Source organism: Aeromonas tecta, assembly GCF_000820185.1.
Taxonomy (GTDB): Bacteria; Pseudomonadota; Gammaproteobacteria; order Enterobacterales; family Aeromonadaceae; genus Aeromonas; species Aeromonas tecta.
The window spans coordinates 28,976-45,099 of the sequence record NZ_CDCA01000010.1 but is presented as its reverse complement, the minus strand read 5'-3'; the positions used below and the strand labels follow the sequence as shown (position 1 = coordinate 45,099).

Below are 16,124 nucleotides of genomic sequence, written 5' to 3'. Positions count from 1 at the left end.
CCCGCAACCCCAGTAGAATCGGCCAATGCCCTGGCGCATCGACGCCGACTGACAAGGATCTGTTCTCCCCATGCAACTTCACTGGCTGTTGAAGTTTGATTTGCATCGCCTCATTCTGGCCCTGGCCGTACTCGGTGTCCTCGCGACCTTTGGTAACAGCTTTTACGCCATCTATCAGGCGCAGCGGCAGTTGCTGATTGCCAATACCCTGGAATCCAACCGTGTCTACGCGACCAAGCTGGCCGCCTCCGCCGACAGCATGATCCAGTCGGCCCAGGGTCAGCTGGCCTATAGCGCCAGCCTGCTGGCGCCCTTGCTACAAGGGGATGACACCCGGGCCCTCGATGGGGAAGTCAATCGCCTGCGACTGCAGACCAGCACCTTCAACTCCGTGGTCATCGTCAATCGCGACGCCACCATCGTCGCCGTCTCCCCCGAGACGCTGCAGGTGAAGGGTGCAAAACTGAGCTCTCCCACCGCACTCGAAGCCATCAAGAGCCAGCAGCCGCAGATCACCGATCCTTTCGTCTCCTTGACCGGCAACTACCTCATCAGCCTCTCCTATCCGGTGTTCTCCAAGGACAAGCGCTATCTTGGCTATGTCGCCGGCACCATCTACCTGCAGTCCACCAGCGTCCTCTCCAGCCTGCTCGGCCAACACTACTATCAGGACGGCTCCTACCTCTATGTGGTGGATCGGGAGAAGACGCTGATCTATCACCCGGACACCAAGCGGGTCGGTCACAAGATCAAGGGCAACCCTGCGGTCGACGAGGTGCTCAAGGGGGATGACGGCTCCCTCGACGTGATCAACTCAGGCGGCACCGAGATGCTGACCGGTTTCGCCCCCGTCGCCAGCACGGGCTGGGGCGTGGTGGCCCAGCGTCCCCGCAGCGCCACCCTGGAAGGGCTCGATGAGCACATGTCCGGCGTGCTGATGCAGATGATCCCGACCACCCTCTTCATCCTCTTCATCATCTGGCTCTCCGCTACCTTCATCTCCCGCCCCCTGCGTCAGCTGGCCAAGCGGGCCAGCCTGATGGATCAACAGGGCGCCATCTCCAACATCGCGGGCATTCGTGCCTGGTATTTCGAGGCAGCCCAATTGAAGCAGGCCATCCTCAAGGGGTTGGGCCTGCTCAATACCAAGATCGACAAGCTGCACAACGACAGCCACACCGATCCCATGACGGGCCTGTTCAACCGGCGCGCCATTCAGAGGCTGTTGGATGAGTATCTGGTGGAGCCAAAACCGCTCTCGGTGGTCGCCCTCGACATCGATCATTTCAAGAAGATCAACGACAGCTTCGGCCACGATGTCGGCGATCAGGTGATCGTCTCGTTAGCACACCTGATGCGGCAGGATGTCAGGCCGGACGCGGCGCTGTGCCGCAGCGGCGGTGAAGAATTTCTGCTGCTATTGCCCAATGTCACCCTGAAGCAGGCCGAGGCCATCGCCGAACGACTACGGCTAAAAGTGGCGAGCCATGAGATGGAAAGCGCGGGCTGCATCACCATCTCCCTTGGCGTCGCCCACTGGTCCTCCCATCAGGGCAGCGATCTCGGCGCCGTGCTCAAACAGGCAGACAAGGCGCTCTATGAAGCCAAGCGCCAGGGCCGCAACCGGGTGGTCGTGGAGCACTGAGCCGCGGCCCTCACGGGCCGCTTTGTCAGAAGCTGTAACCCATCTTCAGGTAGATACCACTGTTGTTATCCTTGCCCATCGCATATTCCAGGTTGGCGACTATGCCCTCCTCCGGCTTGAGCAGATACTGGATACCTGCCCCCCAGGCGGGATAGACGTTATCACTGTCGGTGCAATCGAGCGACTCGCCGCTGACGGCGTCGCCATAGAGACAGGCGACACCGGCGAAGGCGGTCATGGTCCAGCGATCCGCCAGCTTGTAGCGCTCCTCCACCTCGATGGCGGACATGTGCTGACCCAGGTACTCACCCGGGGTGTAACCACGCAGGTAGATGGGGGAATAGGAGCCGCTCGGTGCATCCTGTGAAAACTGGTTGCGGTTGCGCACCGCCAGCACATGGCCATCGCCGTGAGACCAGTAGCCACGGTAGTCGACCCGATAGATATCAAAGTCCTGCTCCCCGCCCAAGCCTTCCCGATAAGCCAGATTGTTGACGTTGAGGTACCAGCCCTTGGTCGCGCTAAAGTCGCTGTCACGGGAGTCATGCTGCACCACCAACCCGAGCCCCCCCGAGGTGAAGCCCTCCAGCCCCAACTCATCCAGGATCTGATCCGACTGCAGATCCCGGCCCTGCATCTCGTAGTTCGAATAGGCCGCCATGCCGCCGACAAACCAGTCGCCTTCCACCCGGTAGAGGTAGCGGAAGAAGGCGGAGCGGAAGTTGTCGTTGGTCTCAAGGGCTCGGCCGCTGCCGAGGTAATCCGCGTAGTCGTTGTTGATGTCGCCGGAGATGACGCCGCCGACGATGCGATGGTGATCCGTCCCGAAGGAGGTCTTGGCGAAGGCGCTGGCGATCAGGGAGTCGGAGGTGGTGTATTTGGCCGAGACGGTGAACAGCGATGGCCGTGACTGCTCGTCAAACTGATGCATATACCCCACCATCAGCCCCGCCGCCGTGTCCAGCTTGGGGCTGGAGCTCAGTAGCGGCACGAACAACCAGGGGGAACGTTCGGCCTTTTTCTTGGTGGTCGCGTTGCCCTTGCCATCCTGGCTGGCCTCGGTCGCTTCTTCCCGCTCGGGATCAGCCGCCGTCACCGGGGCAGATGCCAGCGTCATGGTGAGGGCCAGACCGGCCATCAGGGGAGAGGTTGCTTTCAGCATGTGTGTGGCTCGCACTGGCTCGCGCACCGCAAACCGGCGGCGCCAGGCCACCCGGCTCGACAGGCGCATGTCGTTTCGGATTGCCGACCGATGATCTGCATCACCCAGGCCGGAAAGGGCGCCAAGAATATCGGCATCCCCGGGCCCCATCTACCTAAAGGTGGTTAGCCATACAATTGCCATACAGCTTCGTCGAACGGTTGGTTCGAACGAGCACCAGCTATGAAAAACCCCTGCCATGGGCAGGGGTCAAAGGAGGATGAGAAAGAGGGTAAGTGACTCTTACAGGTTGACGGCGAGGCTGCTCACCGGCGCCCTGGTCGGCGTCACCAGCACCGGGACCGACTTGGAGGTCGGGGTGAAGGATCCCTCACCGATGCTCTCGATGGAGACCAGCGGGTTGGTCTCGGGGTAGTAGGCCGCGATATTGCCACGGGGGATCTCGTAGAAGATCACGCTAAAGCCGCTGACGATGCGCTCACGCCCGTCGTTGCAAATGGCCGCCATGTCCACCTGCTGCTCCTCGGCGAACCCCAGCTGGCGGGCATCCTCCTCGTTCATAAACACCACGTTGCGGCGTCCCTTGATGCCACGATAACGATCGTCCATGCCGTAGATGGTGGTGTTGTACTGATCGTGGGAGCGCAGGCTCTGCAGCAGCAGCACAGGTTTCCCCGTCATCTGCTCGGCGTGGCGAGTGCTATCGGGCAGGATGGAGTCCGGCAAGCGGCTCGGCCTGAACTCGGCACGGCCGCTGGCGGTGTTCCAGCGCAGCTTGGCCGCCGAGTTCTCGAGGTGGAAACCGCTCGGCTGCTCGATGCGGCGGTTGAAATCCTCAAAGCCGGCGATGGTGTCGGCGATGAGATCCCGCAACAATACGTAGTCATCGCGCAGGGCCAGCCAGTCGACCCGCTCGCTACCCAGGGTGGCTTCCGCCATCCGTGCCACTATGTCGATCTCGGACAAGCAGAACGCCGACACCGGCTCGTTCATGCCGGTGGAGGCGTGCACCATGCTGAAGGTATCTTCCACCGTGATCTTCTGGATACCGCTACGCTGTTTGTCCAGTTCGGTGCGGCCGAGGCAGGGCAGGATCAGTGCATCTTTGGATACCATCAGATGACTGCGGTTGAGCTTGGTGCTGATCTGCACGTTGAGCTCGCTGTTGCGCAGCGCCTCGTAGGTAAATTCGGTGTCCGGCGCGGCGGCGGCCAGGTTGCCACCGAGGCAGACGATCATCTTGCTGTTGCCCGCGTGCAGCGCCTTGAGCGCCTCGTAGACGTTGTGGCCCGGCGTGCGCTTGAAGCCCACCGGGAAGCGGCGCTCCAGCCGGTCGATAAAGGCGGCATTGGGTTTTTCGTTGATGCCCATGGTGCGATTGCCCTGCACGTTGCTGTGGCCGCGCACCGGGCACAGCCCCGCCCCCGGTTTGCCAAGCTGGCCACACATCAGGTGCAGGTTGACGATTTCGCGAATGGTGTCGACCGAGTGCTTGTGCTGGGTGATCCCCATGGCCCAGCAGCTGATCACGCTGCTGCTGTGGGCAAAGATCCTGGCGGCCTGACAGATCTCGTCCCGGCTCAAGCCGGACTGGGCCTCTATCTGCTTCCAGTCGGTGGCCTTCACCTCGGCCACGTACTGATCAAAATGCACCGTATGCTGCTCGATGAAGGCGAGATCGATGCGTCCGCCCTCCTCTTCCAGAATGTATTTGGCCATACCGCGCACCGCCGCCATGTCACCGCCGAGCTTGGGGGTGAGGTATTGATGGCTGATGCGGGTGGCGGCCGGGGTCAGCAGCTCCGCCGGGCTCTGGGGGCTGGCGAAGCGCTCGAGTGCCACCTCTTTCAAGTTGTTGAAGGTAACAATCTGGCAGCCATTGCGCGCCGCCTTGCGAAGGGAGTTCATCATGCGCGGGTGGTTGGTGCCCGGGTTCTGGCCAAACACGAAGATCGCCTTGGCCTCATCGAAATCATCCAACACCACGGTACCCTTGCCGATCCCGACCGACTGGATCAGACCGACACCGCTCGCCTCATGGCACATGTTGGAGCAGTCGGGGAAGTTGTTGGTGCCATAGAGGCGACCGAACAGCTGATAGAGATAAGAGGCCTCATTGCTGGCCCGTCCCGAGGTGTAAAACTCCACTTCATCGGGGCTCGCCAGACTTTGCAGCTTGTCGGCGATGATCCGAAACGCCTGATCCCAGCTTATGGGTTCGTAGTGATCTCTGGTCGGGTTGTAGCGCAGCGGCTCGGTCAGGCGGCCCTGATACTCCAGCCAGTAGTCGCTCTGGGTGGACAGCCGGCGCACCGAATGCTCGGCGAAGAAATCCGCGCCCACCGTCTTGCCGGTCGACTCCCAGGCCACCGCCTTGGCGCCATTTTCGCAGAACTGGAAGGCACCCTGCTTGTTGTCACCCCAGGCGCAGCCCGGGCAGTCGAAACCGTCGGTCTGGTTGACCCGCAGCAGGTTCTTGATGTTCTGGCGGGTCTTCTGGCTGCGCAGTACCTGCTTGAAGGTGGATTGCAGGGACGAAAATCCACCAGCCTTGGCTGGTTTCTCAATATGACGGGACATTGGGTTCTCCGATCTGGTCTGAGGGCCGGGCATGGGAATAGTAGACCGGTGCGTCAAACCTGGGCACATGAATGAGGTTCAGGTTGTATTTCAGGGCCAGTCGCACGGCAAGCTGGCTGGGGGATGCAAGGCTGATGAGGTGAGCGGCACCAAATTGCACCGCCTTGTGGATGAGTTCACTGCCGCAGCGGCTGGTGATGACCAGGGTATTGTGCCGGGTTGGCTGGCGCAGTTGCATGCCGATGAGCTTGTCCAGCGCATTGTGGCGGCCGATGTCTTCCCGGCAGGCCACTATCTCGCCATGGGCATCCAGCGCCAGTGCGGCATGCAGCGCCCCGCTCTGGCGAGCCTTGCACTGCCAGGGGGCAATGCGTTCGCGCAAATTGACCAGGGTGGTCGCGGTAGGCGGCGTCAGTGGTACAAGCGGCGTGAGGGCGGGCAAGGCATGCTCGATGGCTTCGACCCCGCAGATGCCACAACCGGTGGCACCGGTGAGACGACGCTTGCGTTGATTCAGCGCGGCGAGACAGCGATTGGCGATGGTCACATCGAGCACGACGCCGTATTCGGAGGCCGTAACCTGGATCTCGTGCACATCCTGATTGCCTTGAATGATGCCTTCTGCGAACAGAAAGCCGATGGCGAAGTCATCGAGATCGTCGGGGGTGACCATCATGACGGCGTGATTGATGTCGTTGATGTTGACTGATACGGCCGCCTCTTCCACCAGCTCGTTCAGCTTGGGCAACCAGATGTTGAGAGGGTCCATTCGAAGCACTTAAAAATGTATCAGAGAATCAAGTTTAAATAACTCTCGTTGGCAAAACCAATGAAACAAATCTATTCGCCCATAGAGCAACTCTATTGCCGATGGTGTCGCAATTGATTAAATTTGTCACCCATCAATGGCACCATCTGCATACCATCAATGAATATCAATCAGTTACGTTACTTTTACGAGCTGGCTCAGCATCGCCACTTCGCCAAGGCGGCCAAAGCCTGCTTCATTACCCAACCGACACTGTCGGCCAGCATCACCAACCTGGAAAAATCCCTCGGCACCGAACTGGTGGTGCGCAACAGCCAGTTCGTGGCACTGACTCCGGCAGGCGAGGTGGTGCTGCGCCACGCCGAGCGCATGCTGCTCGAACAGGACTCCATGCGCCAGGAGCTGAGCCTGTTCAGCGGTGAACTCTCCGGCTCCCTGCGCATCGGCATCGTGCCCCAGTCGAGCATCGACATCATGCCGCTGCTCAAACGCTTCAATGATGCCTTTCCCAACGTCACCCTGCGCCTGTCGGTGATGACCCACGGCACCTTGCTCGAACAACTGGATCTGCACCAGACCGACATCGGGCTCGGGTTTGACGACTTGCTCACCGACAACCAGCGCCGCTCTCTGGAGGTGCAGCTGCGCCATGCCAACCCGATGGCGGTGCTCAGCCCCCAGCCCCTTAGGGATCATCGCGGCGGCCACCTCGAGCCTCTGCAACTGGCCGATCTGCAATCTCGCCCCCTGATCCTGCCAAGCAAGACCATGCAGTTTCGCCACTATTTCGACCAAGCCGCCGCCCGCCAGCAGCTGAGCTTCAAGCCGGTGCTCGAGACCGACTCCCTGTTCCACCTGATCAATGCGGTGAGCCACGGCCTGGGCACCGCCGTGGTCAGTGCCGGCATCGCCAACACCGCCAATCAGCTGTTCAAGGTGCACTGCCAGCCGCTGGCCGATGTGGAGGCGGGCACCACCGCCTTTATCACCCGCAAACACAGCGTCACCCCGGCCATGCAGGCCTTTCTAGACATGCCATCAGCATGACCCCACCACCAGTGGGATATGTCACACCTATCAAAATCACTTCTTGAAAGCTCTACATCCATGACTAAAGACAGCTCCATACGATTCAAAACTTCCTGTTTTGCAGTTGTTTATCCACGTCGAATTGCGTGACACGGCCACCCTCCCCCAGGTTCAGCGGCGTGACGCGAAAACGCCCCATGCCTGGCTGAAAATATGCAGCATTTGGAACCCACCTCACATCATGTCAGGCAAAACGAACTAGCATAAGAGGCTCGATAGCCAATGACATGGAGAGGAAGATGGGAAGCTATGAACTGAAACTGGCGAAGAATGACCAATTTTATTTTGTGCTCAAGGCGGGCAACGATCAGGTCATCCTGAACAGCGAGATGTACACCACCAAGGCGGCGGCGCAGAGCGGCATTGCCTCGGTCCAGACCAATGCGCCGGATGCAGGGCAATACGATCTGAAAGAGGCGACCAATGGCCAGTACCACTTCAATCTGAAGGCCAAGAATCATCAGGTCATCGGCTCCAGCCAGATGTACGCCAGCAAGGCATCGGCCCAGAACGGCATCCAGTCGGTGCAGACCAACGGGCCGACCCAGACCATCAAGGATCTGACCGCTCAGCCATGACGGCATAAGCCTGACTCGGTTTGATTGCAATGGGCACCTGGGTGCCCTTTTGTTTATCCGTTTTATTCATCCACGCAATGCGCATCATGTTCCACCGGGCAAGCGATCGCCTGGGGGCGACGGATCCGCCTGAGCCGATAACTCAGGGCTAGCAAATCAGGGTAGACAGACTGTGCTCCTCATTCGGCAAAATAGTCACCCCCGCAGGGTCGGTGATAGCCGCCTCGGCGCACAACATGGTGCGATAACCGTGAGTGCTCATGTCGTCGATGGCCATGGCGCCTTCCAGCCAGGGCGTCCAGACCACCACGCTGTCATGGTGCTGGCTCGTCACCCGGATGGTGCGCTTGCCATCGCTGAGGGTGATCATGGCCTCGGGTTGGTGATAGATGCGATCAATGGCCTCGGATAGCCTCAAGGCGCCCTGTTGGCGGCCCTGTTGAGCAACCAAGATCCGAGAGTAAGGCTCGCCCAACCCGGTTAGGCTGACGTTCTCTGGCGCGCTGATCTGCAGATAGCTATGCAGGGCCCCGTTGTAAACAAGTGGAACATTGCCGGTATTGCGGGTGATCAGTGTCAGTGAGAGCGAGGTGCTTATCAGCACATCCAGCGCCAGCTCGAACGCGTGGGGCCAGAGGGCGCGGGTGGTGTCGTTGTCACGCAGAGAGAGATGTACCAGGGTGCCATATGCGTGATCGGTGACCCCATCGAGCGTCCACAAGGAAGTACGAGCGAAGCCGTGGGCAGGCTTGCCACTGCCGACTCGGGCGGGCGCCGGGCCAAACCAGGGCCAGCAGATGGGGATCCCCCCCCGGATAGGCCTGCTGCCATTCAGCACCGCCTTGTCACTCAACCAGATGGCATCGGGCTCATCATGACGCTGATAGCTCAACAGGTGGGCGCCAAACAGGCTGATTTTCGCCTTGGCATAGGCATTGTCAATACAGAGCAAGGGCAGCCCGTCCACATCGTGGCACAAAGCGCAATGGCGGGTTAGAACGCGGGTGGATTGCATGAGAATTCCTGTGTTCGATGGGGTTGAAAAATCGAGGTGCAGCGGCCTTGCAGCAGGAAGGAAAGCGATGACTGGACAAGCCGAATACTCCCGGGCCCCATATGTATTCAATTTAAAGCTGTGGTGGCCAATACCCCATTGACCACCACTCTCCTGTCTTGCCGATGCTCACATCAGCTCAACGCATCATGGCCACTCGCGCTTACCACCACACTTCGGCCTGGGCGCCCAGGGTCCAGGTATCATCCCGTGGCTCCCCATTCACGTCGGGTCTGAAGTTATCATCCTGCTGCAGATAGCTGACGAACACCCTGATTTCCGGACGAGCCCACCAGTCCTTACTGGGAGCCCAGGCCTGTGCCAGCGTGAACTTGGTGCCGTCCTCGGTTTCGGTTGATTTGTTCTGCTCGGTCCAGGAATCCTTGAAGTAGCCGACCTCCACGTAGGTCTTCATGTGGTCATTCCAGTGATAGGATGGGCGAATGACGGTGGAGAACACTTCACGGGAATCAAATTCGGTGGTGACTCGGGTATCATTGTCAAAGTCGCTGAAGTCATTGGACTTCGCATAGACGATCTGGTGGCCCAATTCGAAATCGCCGCCCAGTTTGATGGCCCCATGGTTGATGAAACGAAAACCGTTCCCACCGGCGGAGGTCATCTCCAGGCCACTGCCGCTACCGTTGCCATAGCTGGTTGCCTGACCCGTCAAGCCATCGGCGAAGAACTGAATGGCGGTCTTGTTCACTCCCCCCATGACATTCCAGACCACCTGCCCGGTCAGCATGTGGCCGTCTGCGGGCTCCTCTGTGGTCGCACTGGCCTTCTGACTGTCACTCAGATTGACGTGTGCAAAGTTGTATCCCACTTCCAGCGACGCGTCCTGCCACATCGGGATCCCGGCATAGCGCACATCGAAGGTATTGACGTTGACATGCTCATCCCCACTGGTATCGCCATCGCTATCCACCTCATCCCAGGGATCGTTGCGCACAATGGCCAGTGATAGCTTGCCAGCACCAACATCGATCTGCTCCACACCGACACCGGCCCCCGAGATATCCCAATACGCGAAGTCAGTCAGGTGTACATCGTGGATCTGGTAGTAACGCTTGCCAGCCCAGAGGGTCTCATTCTTGCCAAACAGGTTCTTGGCCTTCACGTTGGCCTGACGCAGGGCAAACTCGGCTTCGTTGTCACTTGCCGCTTCCCAGTCACGCTCCTGGCCGGAGGACATGGTGAGCATGGTATCGAAGGAGAACGATTTGCCATCCTGGTTATACACTTCCTGACCCAGACTCATTTCCGCGTAGGTGTCTGCCTCGTTACCGAGGCGGCCCACCCGCTGTTTATTCATGGTTTGCATGTCACCATTATCTGACGTGCCCAGGCCAGAGCGAAGATAACCGTGAAAATCGATGGCCAATGCGGAAGAAGAAATAATACATGTCGCAATAGCAACAGATAACTGCGCTTTCTTGAATATCATCATATACCTCATAAGTGGCGAACATCCAACCACATGAAAAAACAATGGCTGACTATATATGGCGATGGTGAGTCATCGCATAATGGAATAGATACAAATAGCTCACCAATGGAATTAAGAATCCATATGGCACACCTATAAAATCAGATACACAGGCTTGAATAAACGGAATGACGGCACCACCGAGCCCCGCCATAATTAATATGGCTGAGGCCATGGGGAGCAACCGCTTGGGGGTATTATTTATTACAATGGAATAAATAACAGGATAAATAACTGAATTGGTGATGCCGATCAGCAAAAATAAATACCCGCTAATTTCATTGGCCAATAGCATGGCCAACAGGATCAATACCGCAGGCATGGCCGTGCAGATCGCAATCAGATACTTTAAATTTACTTTATGTGATAGCAGACCATACAACACACGGCCAACCATGGCGCCGGCCCAATATAATGATATCAATGAGGCAGCCTCCTTTAAGGAAAAACCACCTAAGTTGGGATCGGATATATAAATCACCGCATTAACGGCGATGGCCACCTCGGCACCGACATAGAAAAAGATGGCCAGCACACTCAGGGTAAATAATTTATGGCTGGCCAGCGCTTTGATCTCTTCACCAATATTGGACTGTCGCGCCTCAGTGACCCTGACATCGGGCAGTTTCACCAACTGTGACAACAGGATCAATCCTCCGATGAACGCCAACAAGATGACGTAGATCATCGTCAAGCGGGCGCTCTGCTCCGACGTGCTGAGATCATAAAAACTGCCCAGCATCAACGCCGCAGACAACGGTGCAACGACGGTGCCCAGTGAATTGATGGCGGAGGCCAGGCTCAGCCGGCCAGGTACGGACGCTGCCGTGCCAAGAGTGGCAAGATAGGGGTTGGCCACCACCTGCATGGCCGCAACGGCCAAGGCAATAAACAATACGCCAAGACACAGCATGGGAAAATGGTGTGCATGATAGGCGACAATAATGGTGATACTGCCGAGCAGGGCCAACCAATATGAATAGGTCAGCGCTTTTCTGTAACCATGCGCAATCATGATCCTGCCCATGGGCAGTGAGGCTATAAAGGGGGCAATAAAAAATATCAGCGGAATAAGTCCCGAACCGGCATTGGACAAATCATAGTATTCCTTAATATAAGGAACCGAGACCGATGTCAGCGCCGTGATCACGCCCCAAATAAAAAATGAGCTGTTCAGCACAAACACCGAGGCAAAGGGTTTCATTTCTTTTTGCATGAAGATTGATGACTCATTATTTTACATTCATTGGCGGTGATGGGAGGAGGCCCATGCCTCCTCCCACTTTGTTACGCCATGAGGTAGGTATTGTTCTGTCCAGATGACAAGGTGGCTATATTGGCAGGAGTGGCTTCACGCCCCAACATATTGGTCACTGCCGCTATTCCCAGATTTTCCGTTGAGGTAAATTTGCCAACAGCAACGTCTCGCGCCTCGGCATTGTACAGTCGCAACAAATAACCCCCTTCAATCCCTTTTACCAAACTGCTGAATACCGCCTCGGACCCTGTCAGGGAACCCAGGCTAAAGTAATTTGGTACCTTGAAGTCCAGCGGATTGGTATGGAAATAACTGATATTAAATTCCCCGGTGCGAGACAGCGATTGCTCATGATAATAAGCCTGCTGTTTGGCAAAGCTCACATAACGCCGTCTCACCTTATTGGCCTGATAGGACTCGCCAATATGCAGGGCCAGATCGAAGGTCAGCGTTTTTTGCAGCTGGCTGTCCGGCGTTTCAATGAGTTTTTCCGCCAGTCCACTGGCGCGACCAGGGCGGCGGGACAGATCCGGCAGGCCGAAATACCCGCAGGCGCGGAACAGGGTGATGGCCAATCGATCGAAGTCAGCGCCCACGACCTGATACTCTTTGCAGCCATGAGTGAAGACGGAGGTGTAATAGCGATCGCCAATCAGCGACACATAGTTGAGCAGCGGCTCGGTGGTGGTCGGTTCTTCCACGAACCCTTTCTCACGCCAGTCAGCGAGCTCCGCCGGCTGGGTATCACGCTCGACTTCAAAGAACTGGGTACCGGCGCGGGAGAAACGGCTGGCAATCTGGCTATTGACCAGCAGACGCAGCCGGTGGTTGAGGCTCTTGTTAACGAGGGTCAGGTTCATCTCGATGACATCAGACCCCTCTTTCAGGGTGAGGGCCAGGCTGAACGGCAAGGGTTGATCGGCTTTTTTCATGGCCCGATTGGCCAGATCCTTTGGTACCCGCCATTCACCACGGATGTTCATGACCTGAGAGTGCAGATGCGTTTCGACGCTCACCTGGGCGCCAGTGAAATCGAGCGCGATGGCCCAGTCTTGCTCCGCTGGGCAGTGATCATAGTTGTCACCCGCATCCCCATCATTCTCAAAGCTGAGGGCATTGATGAAGGTTTTTCCGAGGCGGCGATCGAGCAGATTGATCTGGCCCGCCTCCACCGTGAGTTGATAGTACTCATTCCCCATGGTGGTCGCTGCCGAGCTGTTGGCCAGGCTGCGGGCGGTTGACTCAACCCCGTCGGCCACCTCGATGACCTTGTAGCCAAAGGCCGGCAACTCGACCGCGACTTCGATCTCGGTCAGGTAATAGTATTTTTTCTCATCGTGCAGCGCAGCGTCCTTGCGCCAGATGCCACCATAGTCGCGCGTCTGCTCGACGACGCAATAGGCAAGCTGCTCGTTACCAAACCAGAGACTGAAATCGGCACTGGCGGTAAAGACGCGATATCTCGCGCTGACCTGCTCGGCCACTGGCAGAGAATTGACCAGGATCAGAGGAGAACGGCCCGCCTGAATATCGCAGCTCAGCGCCAGCTTGCGCAGCAGATAGACATGAGTGCTCTCGGCGAGCTCATGGGCCATCTTCAGGCGCTCAAAGATGCGCGCATTCGTTCTGTCGGTATTGGTGCAGACACTGTGGGTCTGGGCACGGGCCAGCAGCCGCCATATCTCGTCAACCAGCCCTTGCTCCCAAGGCAGACCCAGCTTGTCCGCCATGACCATCAGGGGCTGGACGTTGTAGGTCATCAGCCGCTCTATCTTGTCTTGCAACTGCTTGATGTCGTAGCGCACCGAGTTGATGGACTTGTGCACACGCGAATATTGGGTGTCCAGGAACTCGCCGTAATAATGCGGCAATGTGTCACCGCATTCGGCTTGCAGGCGCTCGAAATATTGATCGAAGGTCGTCTCAACAAAGTGATATTCATCAGACTGGGCATTGTAAGCCGCGAGCTGCTCCTTGAAGTCCCGCCGGATCGGCGTCTGATCGTTGCCCATGGTGAGCAAGAACTCGTCAAACGGAGACTTGCTGGCGATCAATTCAAGCGGAGTCAGGGTATTGGTCTTGCACTCGGATGCCAGATCCTTGGACAGCAGCTTGCCACTGAAGAAGGGATCATAAGACCAGCCATACCCATCGATCAGCACGTTGGTGATGACACGGCTGCCACCGGGGCCATCCCAGAAGAACTCCGTCGGCAGGCCGTGTTTATCGCCCATGCCACGGCGAAACGAGAACTTGGTGATACCAACCCCGTTGAATATCTGCGGGAAATCCACCGGATGACCAAAACTGTCCGGCAAATAAGAGACCATGGACGAACCGCCCAGGCTATTGGCATATTCAATCCCCAGGCGGAGATTATTTATCATGGACTCGCCGCTAACCGCAAAGGTTTCGGTCTGGGTATGCCAGGGTCCAATAAATAACCGATTATCTTTAATCAGTTTCTCCAGTCTGCTGCGGTCTTCCGGACAAACAGAGAGATAATCTTCCACAATGGCGGTTTGACCATCCAATAAAAAATGATCAACTACCCCCTCTTCCAGCATCTTGATGGTTTCACGCATGTGGTAGGTGAGCTGTACCTGAGATTCACGGTCGGTAAAATACCATTCGTTATCCCAGTGGGTTTGATAAACGACATGACCAAGTTTTTTCATTTTATTTACGCTATTCATGTTTATTTGCCGTTATGGGGGAGAGGCTCCCCTCCCCGTTCAATAAATAATTACGCTTGGGTAGCAATATAATCTTCTAGCTGTGCCCTGAGCCTGTCGACACTGGCGCCATAAATGGCCTGCACACCACCTTCGAGCACCACAACTTCCATTGCGCCCAGCTTCATCCAGACCCGCCTTTCGGCGTTCACCAAGGTATGGTCTTTCACTTCCACCCTCAGCCGGGTGAAACAGTTTCCGACGTTGATGATGTTATCGACGCCGCCCAATGCCTCGACGATCTTGGCAAACTTGGATTCGTCACTGCTGACAATATTGCTGAGCATGCTCTCTTTCTTGGGCTCGTCATCTTTCTCGGCATCCGGCTCACGGCCAAAGACGGTGATGTCAAACTTCACCACCAGATAACGGAACACGGCGGCATAAATACCGGTGATGCCCAGGCCGACGATGAACCACAGGGCCAGTTCCCACCAGCGTCCCAGTACCACACCGACCTGGAGAATGCCGGAGGCCACCACGTTGACCAGTCCGAACAACTTCCAGGTGAACACCTGCTCGCCCAGGATGGAACTGAGCAGATCGGGGATCATGGCGAAGGTGGAGATCATCAGGACATGCACGACATAGAGGATCGGCGACACCAGCACGAACATGAATTCCAGTGGTTCGGCGAAGCCGGTAAAAATCACCGCCGCTGTGGTGCTGATGTAGAGGGCTTTGACTTTCTGGGTACGTTTTTCCTTGGGAATAGCGAAGAACATGCCGATGGCGGCGCCGGGCAGTGCAAACAGGCCGGTGATGTCTTGCGCGTAGAAGATGTTGCACATGTTCGGCTTGTTGAACACGTCCATCGCCATCACTTGCTGGCCCTGGTTGACCAGATTGACGATCTCGTCCAGACGGGCAGGACAAACCTGGGCGATACCGACCAGATTCACCTGTTGCAGGGTGGAATAGAGGGTGCCGCCAACGGGCGTGTATTCGAAGACATAGTTGGTGATGTGGTGCATGCCGATAGTCCGCAGCGCCACTTCCAGGAAAGTCTTGAAGAAGGGGGCAACAAAGGAGCCTGAGTGCTCTACTGCGCGGGCGATATGCTCAAGGCCCAGACCGATCAGCGGCCAGACGAACAGGATGATACCCGCCAGGATCAGCGCATACACGAAGGTGACCAGCACGGTAAAACGCTGACCGTTGAAAAAATCCAGCCAGATAGGCAGGCGCTCGAATGTCTTGTATTTTTCCCATAAATGGGCCGACAGCGCACCGACGATGATGGCGCCGATGACCCCGACTCGCATGGTGACGACACCAAATACGGTTTCAAACAGGTTGTAATATTCAGGGTTCTTTTCCGGGGATAACAGATCGGTTACCGTCAATATTTCGGTAAAGCCTTTTATCTGACTGAAATAAACCAGCGACAGTTCACCCAGAATTTTATGGAACGTCAGGAAGAACAATCCGGCAATCACAATGGCGCCCGCTTGTTTCTCTTTTGTCAGCGCGGCAGCAACACAGAGGGCAAAGAAGAATGGTAGGTTACCCAGCACCACCCAGCCGGCCAGATTCATATATTTACCAATAAAGGCAAATGCCGAGCCCAGTATTGGAATACCGCCCAATAAGGATTCATTCATACCAACAGAGCCAATCGCAATCATCATTGCGGCGAATGGCAACACAAAAGTCGCAGCATAGAGCATCGACTTCGCGAAGAACTGCAACTTACTCAACAAGGCCTTATTCATAATTATTTCCAAGCTAAGTGGGACACAGACGTTATCTGCCAGACACA

At 56.9% G+C, this 16,124-nt stretch carries 11 protein-coding genes; 3 read left to right on the top strand and 8 right to left on the bottom strand.

Annotation, left to right across the window (positions count from 1 at the left end; all coding sequences use genetic code 11):
• Positions 1-70: 70 nt before the first annotated feature.
• Positions 71-1,645, top strand: a complete 1,575-nt coding sequence (locus tag BN1137_RS01500) for a sensor domain-containing diguanylate cyclase (protein ID WP_050716910.1) — start codon at positions 71-73, stop codon at positions 1,643-1,645.
• Positions 1,646-1,670: 25 nt separating this feature from the next.
• Here the strand turns inward: BN1137_RS01500 and BN1137_RS01495 are convergent, their stop codons facing one another.
• The 3 genes from BN1137_RS01495 to fdhD form a co-directional block, all read right to left on the bottom strand.
• On the bottom strand, positions 1,671-2,807 hold the full coding sequence (locus BN1137_RS01495; protein ID WP_232306875.1) for a BamA/TamA family outer membrane protein: 1,137 nt from the start codon (positions 2,805-2,807) through the stop codon (positions 1,671-1,673).
• A gap of 282 nt (positions 2,808-3,089) precedes the next feature.
• Entirely contained in the window at positions 3,090-5,387 is a 2,298-nt protein-coding gene (locus tag BN1137_RS01490; RefSeq protein ID WP_050716909.1) for an FdhF/YdeP family oxidoreductase, read from the bottom strand.
• Positions 5,371-6,156: a formate dehydrogenase accessory sulfurtransferase FdhD gene (gene fdhD, locus BN1137_RS01485; RefSeq protein WP_050716908.1), complete on the bottom strand. Its 786-nt coding sequence runs from the start codon at positions 6,154-6,156 to the stop codon at positions 5,371-5,373. The genes BN1137_RS01490 and fdhD overlap by 17 nt, the downstream gene beginning before the upstream one ends.
• A 159-nt stretch (positions 6,157-6,315) precedes the next feature.
• On the opposite strand from fdhD, the gene BN1137_RS01480 reads away from it, so the two are divergent.
• Together BN1137_RS01480 and BN1137_RS01475 are read left to right on the top strand one after the other, a co-directional pair.
• Entirely contained in the window at positions 6,316-7,203 is an 888-nt protein-coding gene (locus BN1137_RS01480) for a LysR family transcriptional regulator (RefSeq protein WP_050716907.1), read from the top strand.
• A gap of 281 nt (positions 7,204-7,484) precedes the next feature.
• The gene (locus BN1137_RS01475; protein ID WP_050716906.1) at positions 7,485-7,823 is read left to right on the top strand and encodes a YegP family protein; all 339 of its coding nucleotides are present in this window, start codon (positions 7,485-7,487) and stop codon (positions 7,821-7,823) included.
• A gap of 148 nt (positions 7,824-7,971) precedes the next feature.
• Here BN1137_RS01475 and BN1137_RS01470 read toward each other — a convergent pair whose 3' ends face one another.
• From BN1137_RS01470 to BN1137_RS01450, 5 genes are all read right to left on the bottom strand, one after another.
• Positions 7,972-8,838: a D-hexose-6-phosphate mutarotase gene (locus BN1137_RS01470; RefSeq protein WP_050716905.1), complete on the bottom strand. Its 867-nt coding sequence runs from the start codon at positions 8,836-8,838 to the stop codon at positions 7,972-7,974.
• Positions 8,839-9,040: 202 nt separating this feature from the next.
• Positions 9,041-10,327: a maltoporin LamB gene (lamB, locus tag BN1137_RS01465; RefSeq protein ID WP_050716904.1), complete on the bottom strand. Its 1,287-nt coding sequence runs from the start codon at positions 10,325-10,327 to the stop codon at positions 9,041-9,043.
• Positions 10,328-10,379: 52 nt separating this feature from the next.
• On the bottom strand, positions 10,380-11,585 hold the full coding sequence (locus tag BN1137_RS01460) for an MFS transporter (protein ID WP_050716903.1): 1,206 nt from the start codon (positions 11,583-11,585) through the stop codon (positions 10,380-10,382).
• A 71-nt stretch (positions 11,586-11,656) separates the two neighbouring features.
• Positions 11,657-14,305, bottom strand: coding sequence for a glycoside hydrolase family 38 N-terminal domain-containing protein (locus BN1137_RS01455; protein ID WP_050716902.1), 2,649 nt, complete (start codon positions 14,303-14,305; stop codon positions 11,657-11,659).
• A gap of 68 nt (positions 14,306-14,373) precedes the next feature.
• Positions 14,374-16,077, bottom strand: coding sequence for a PTS transporter subunit EIIC (locus BN1137_RS01450; RefSeq protein ID WP_083443330.1), 1,704 nt, complete (start codon positions 16,075-16,077; stop codon positions 14,374-14,376).
• Positions 16,078-16,124 lie beyond the last annotated feature (47 nt).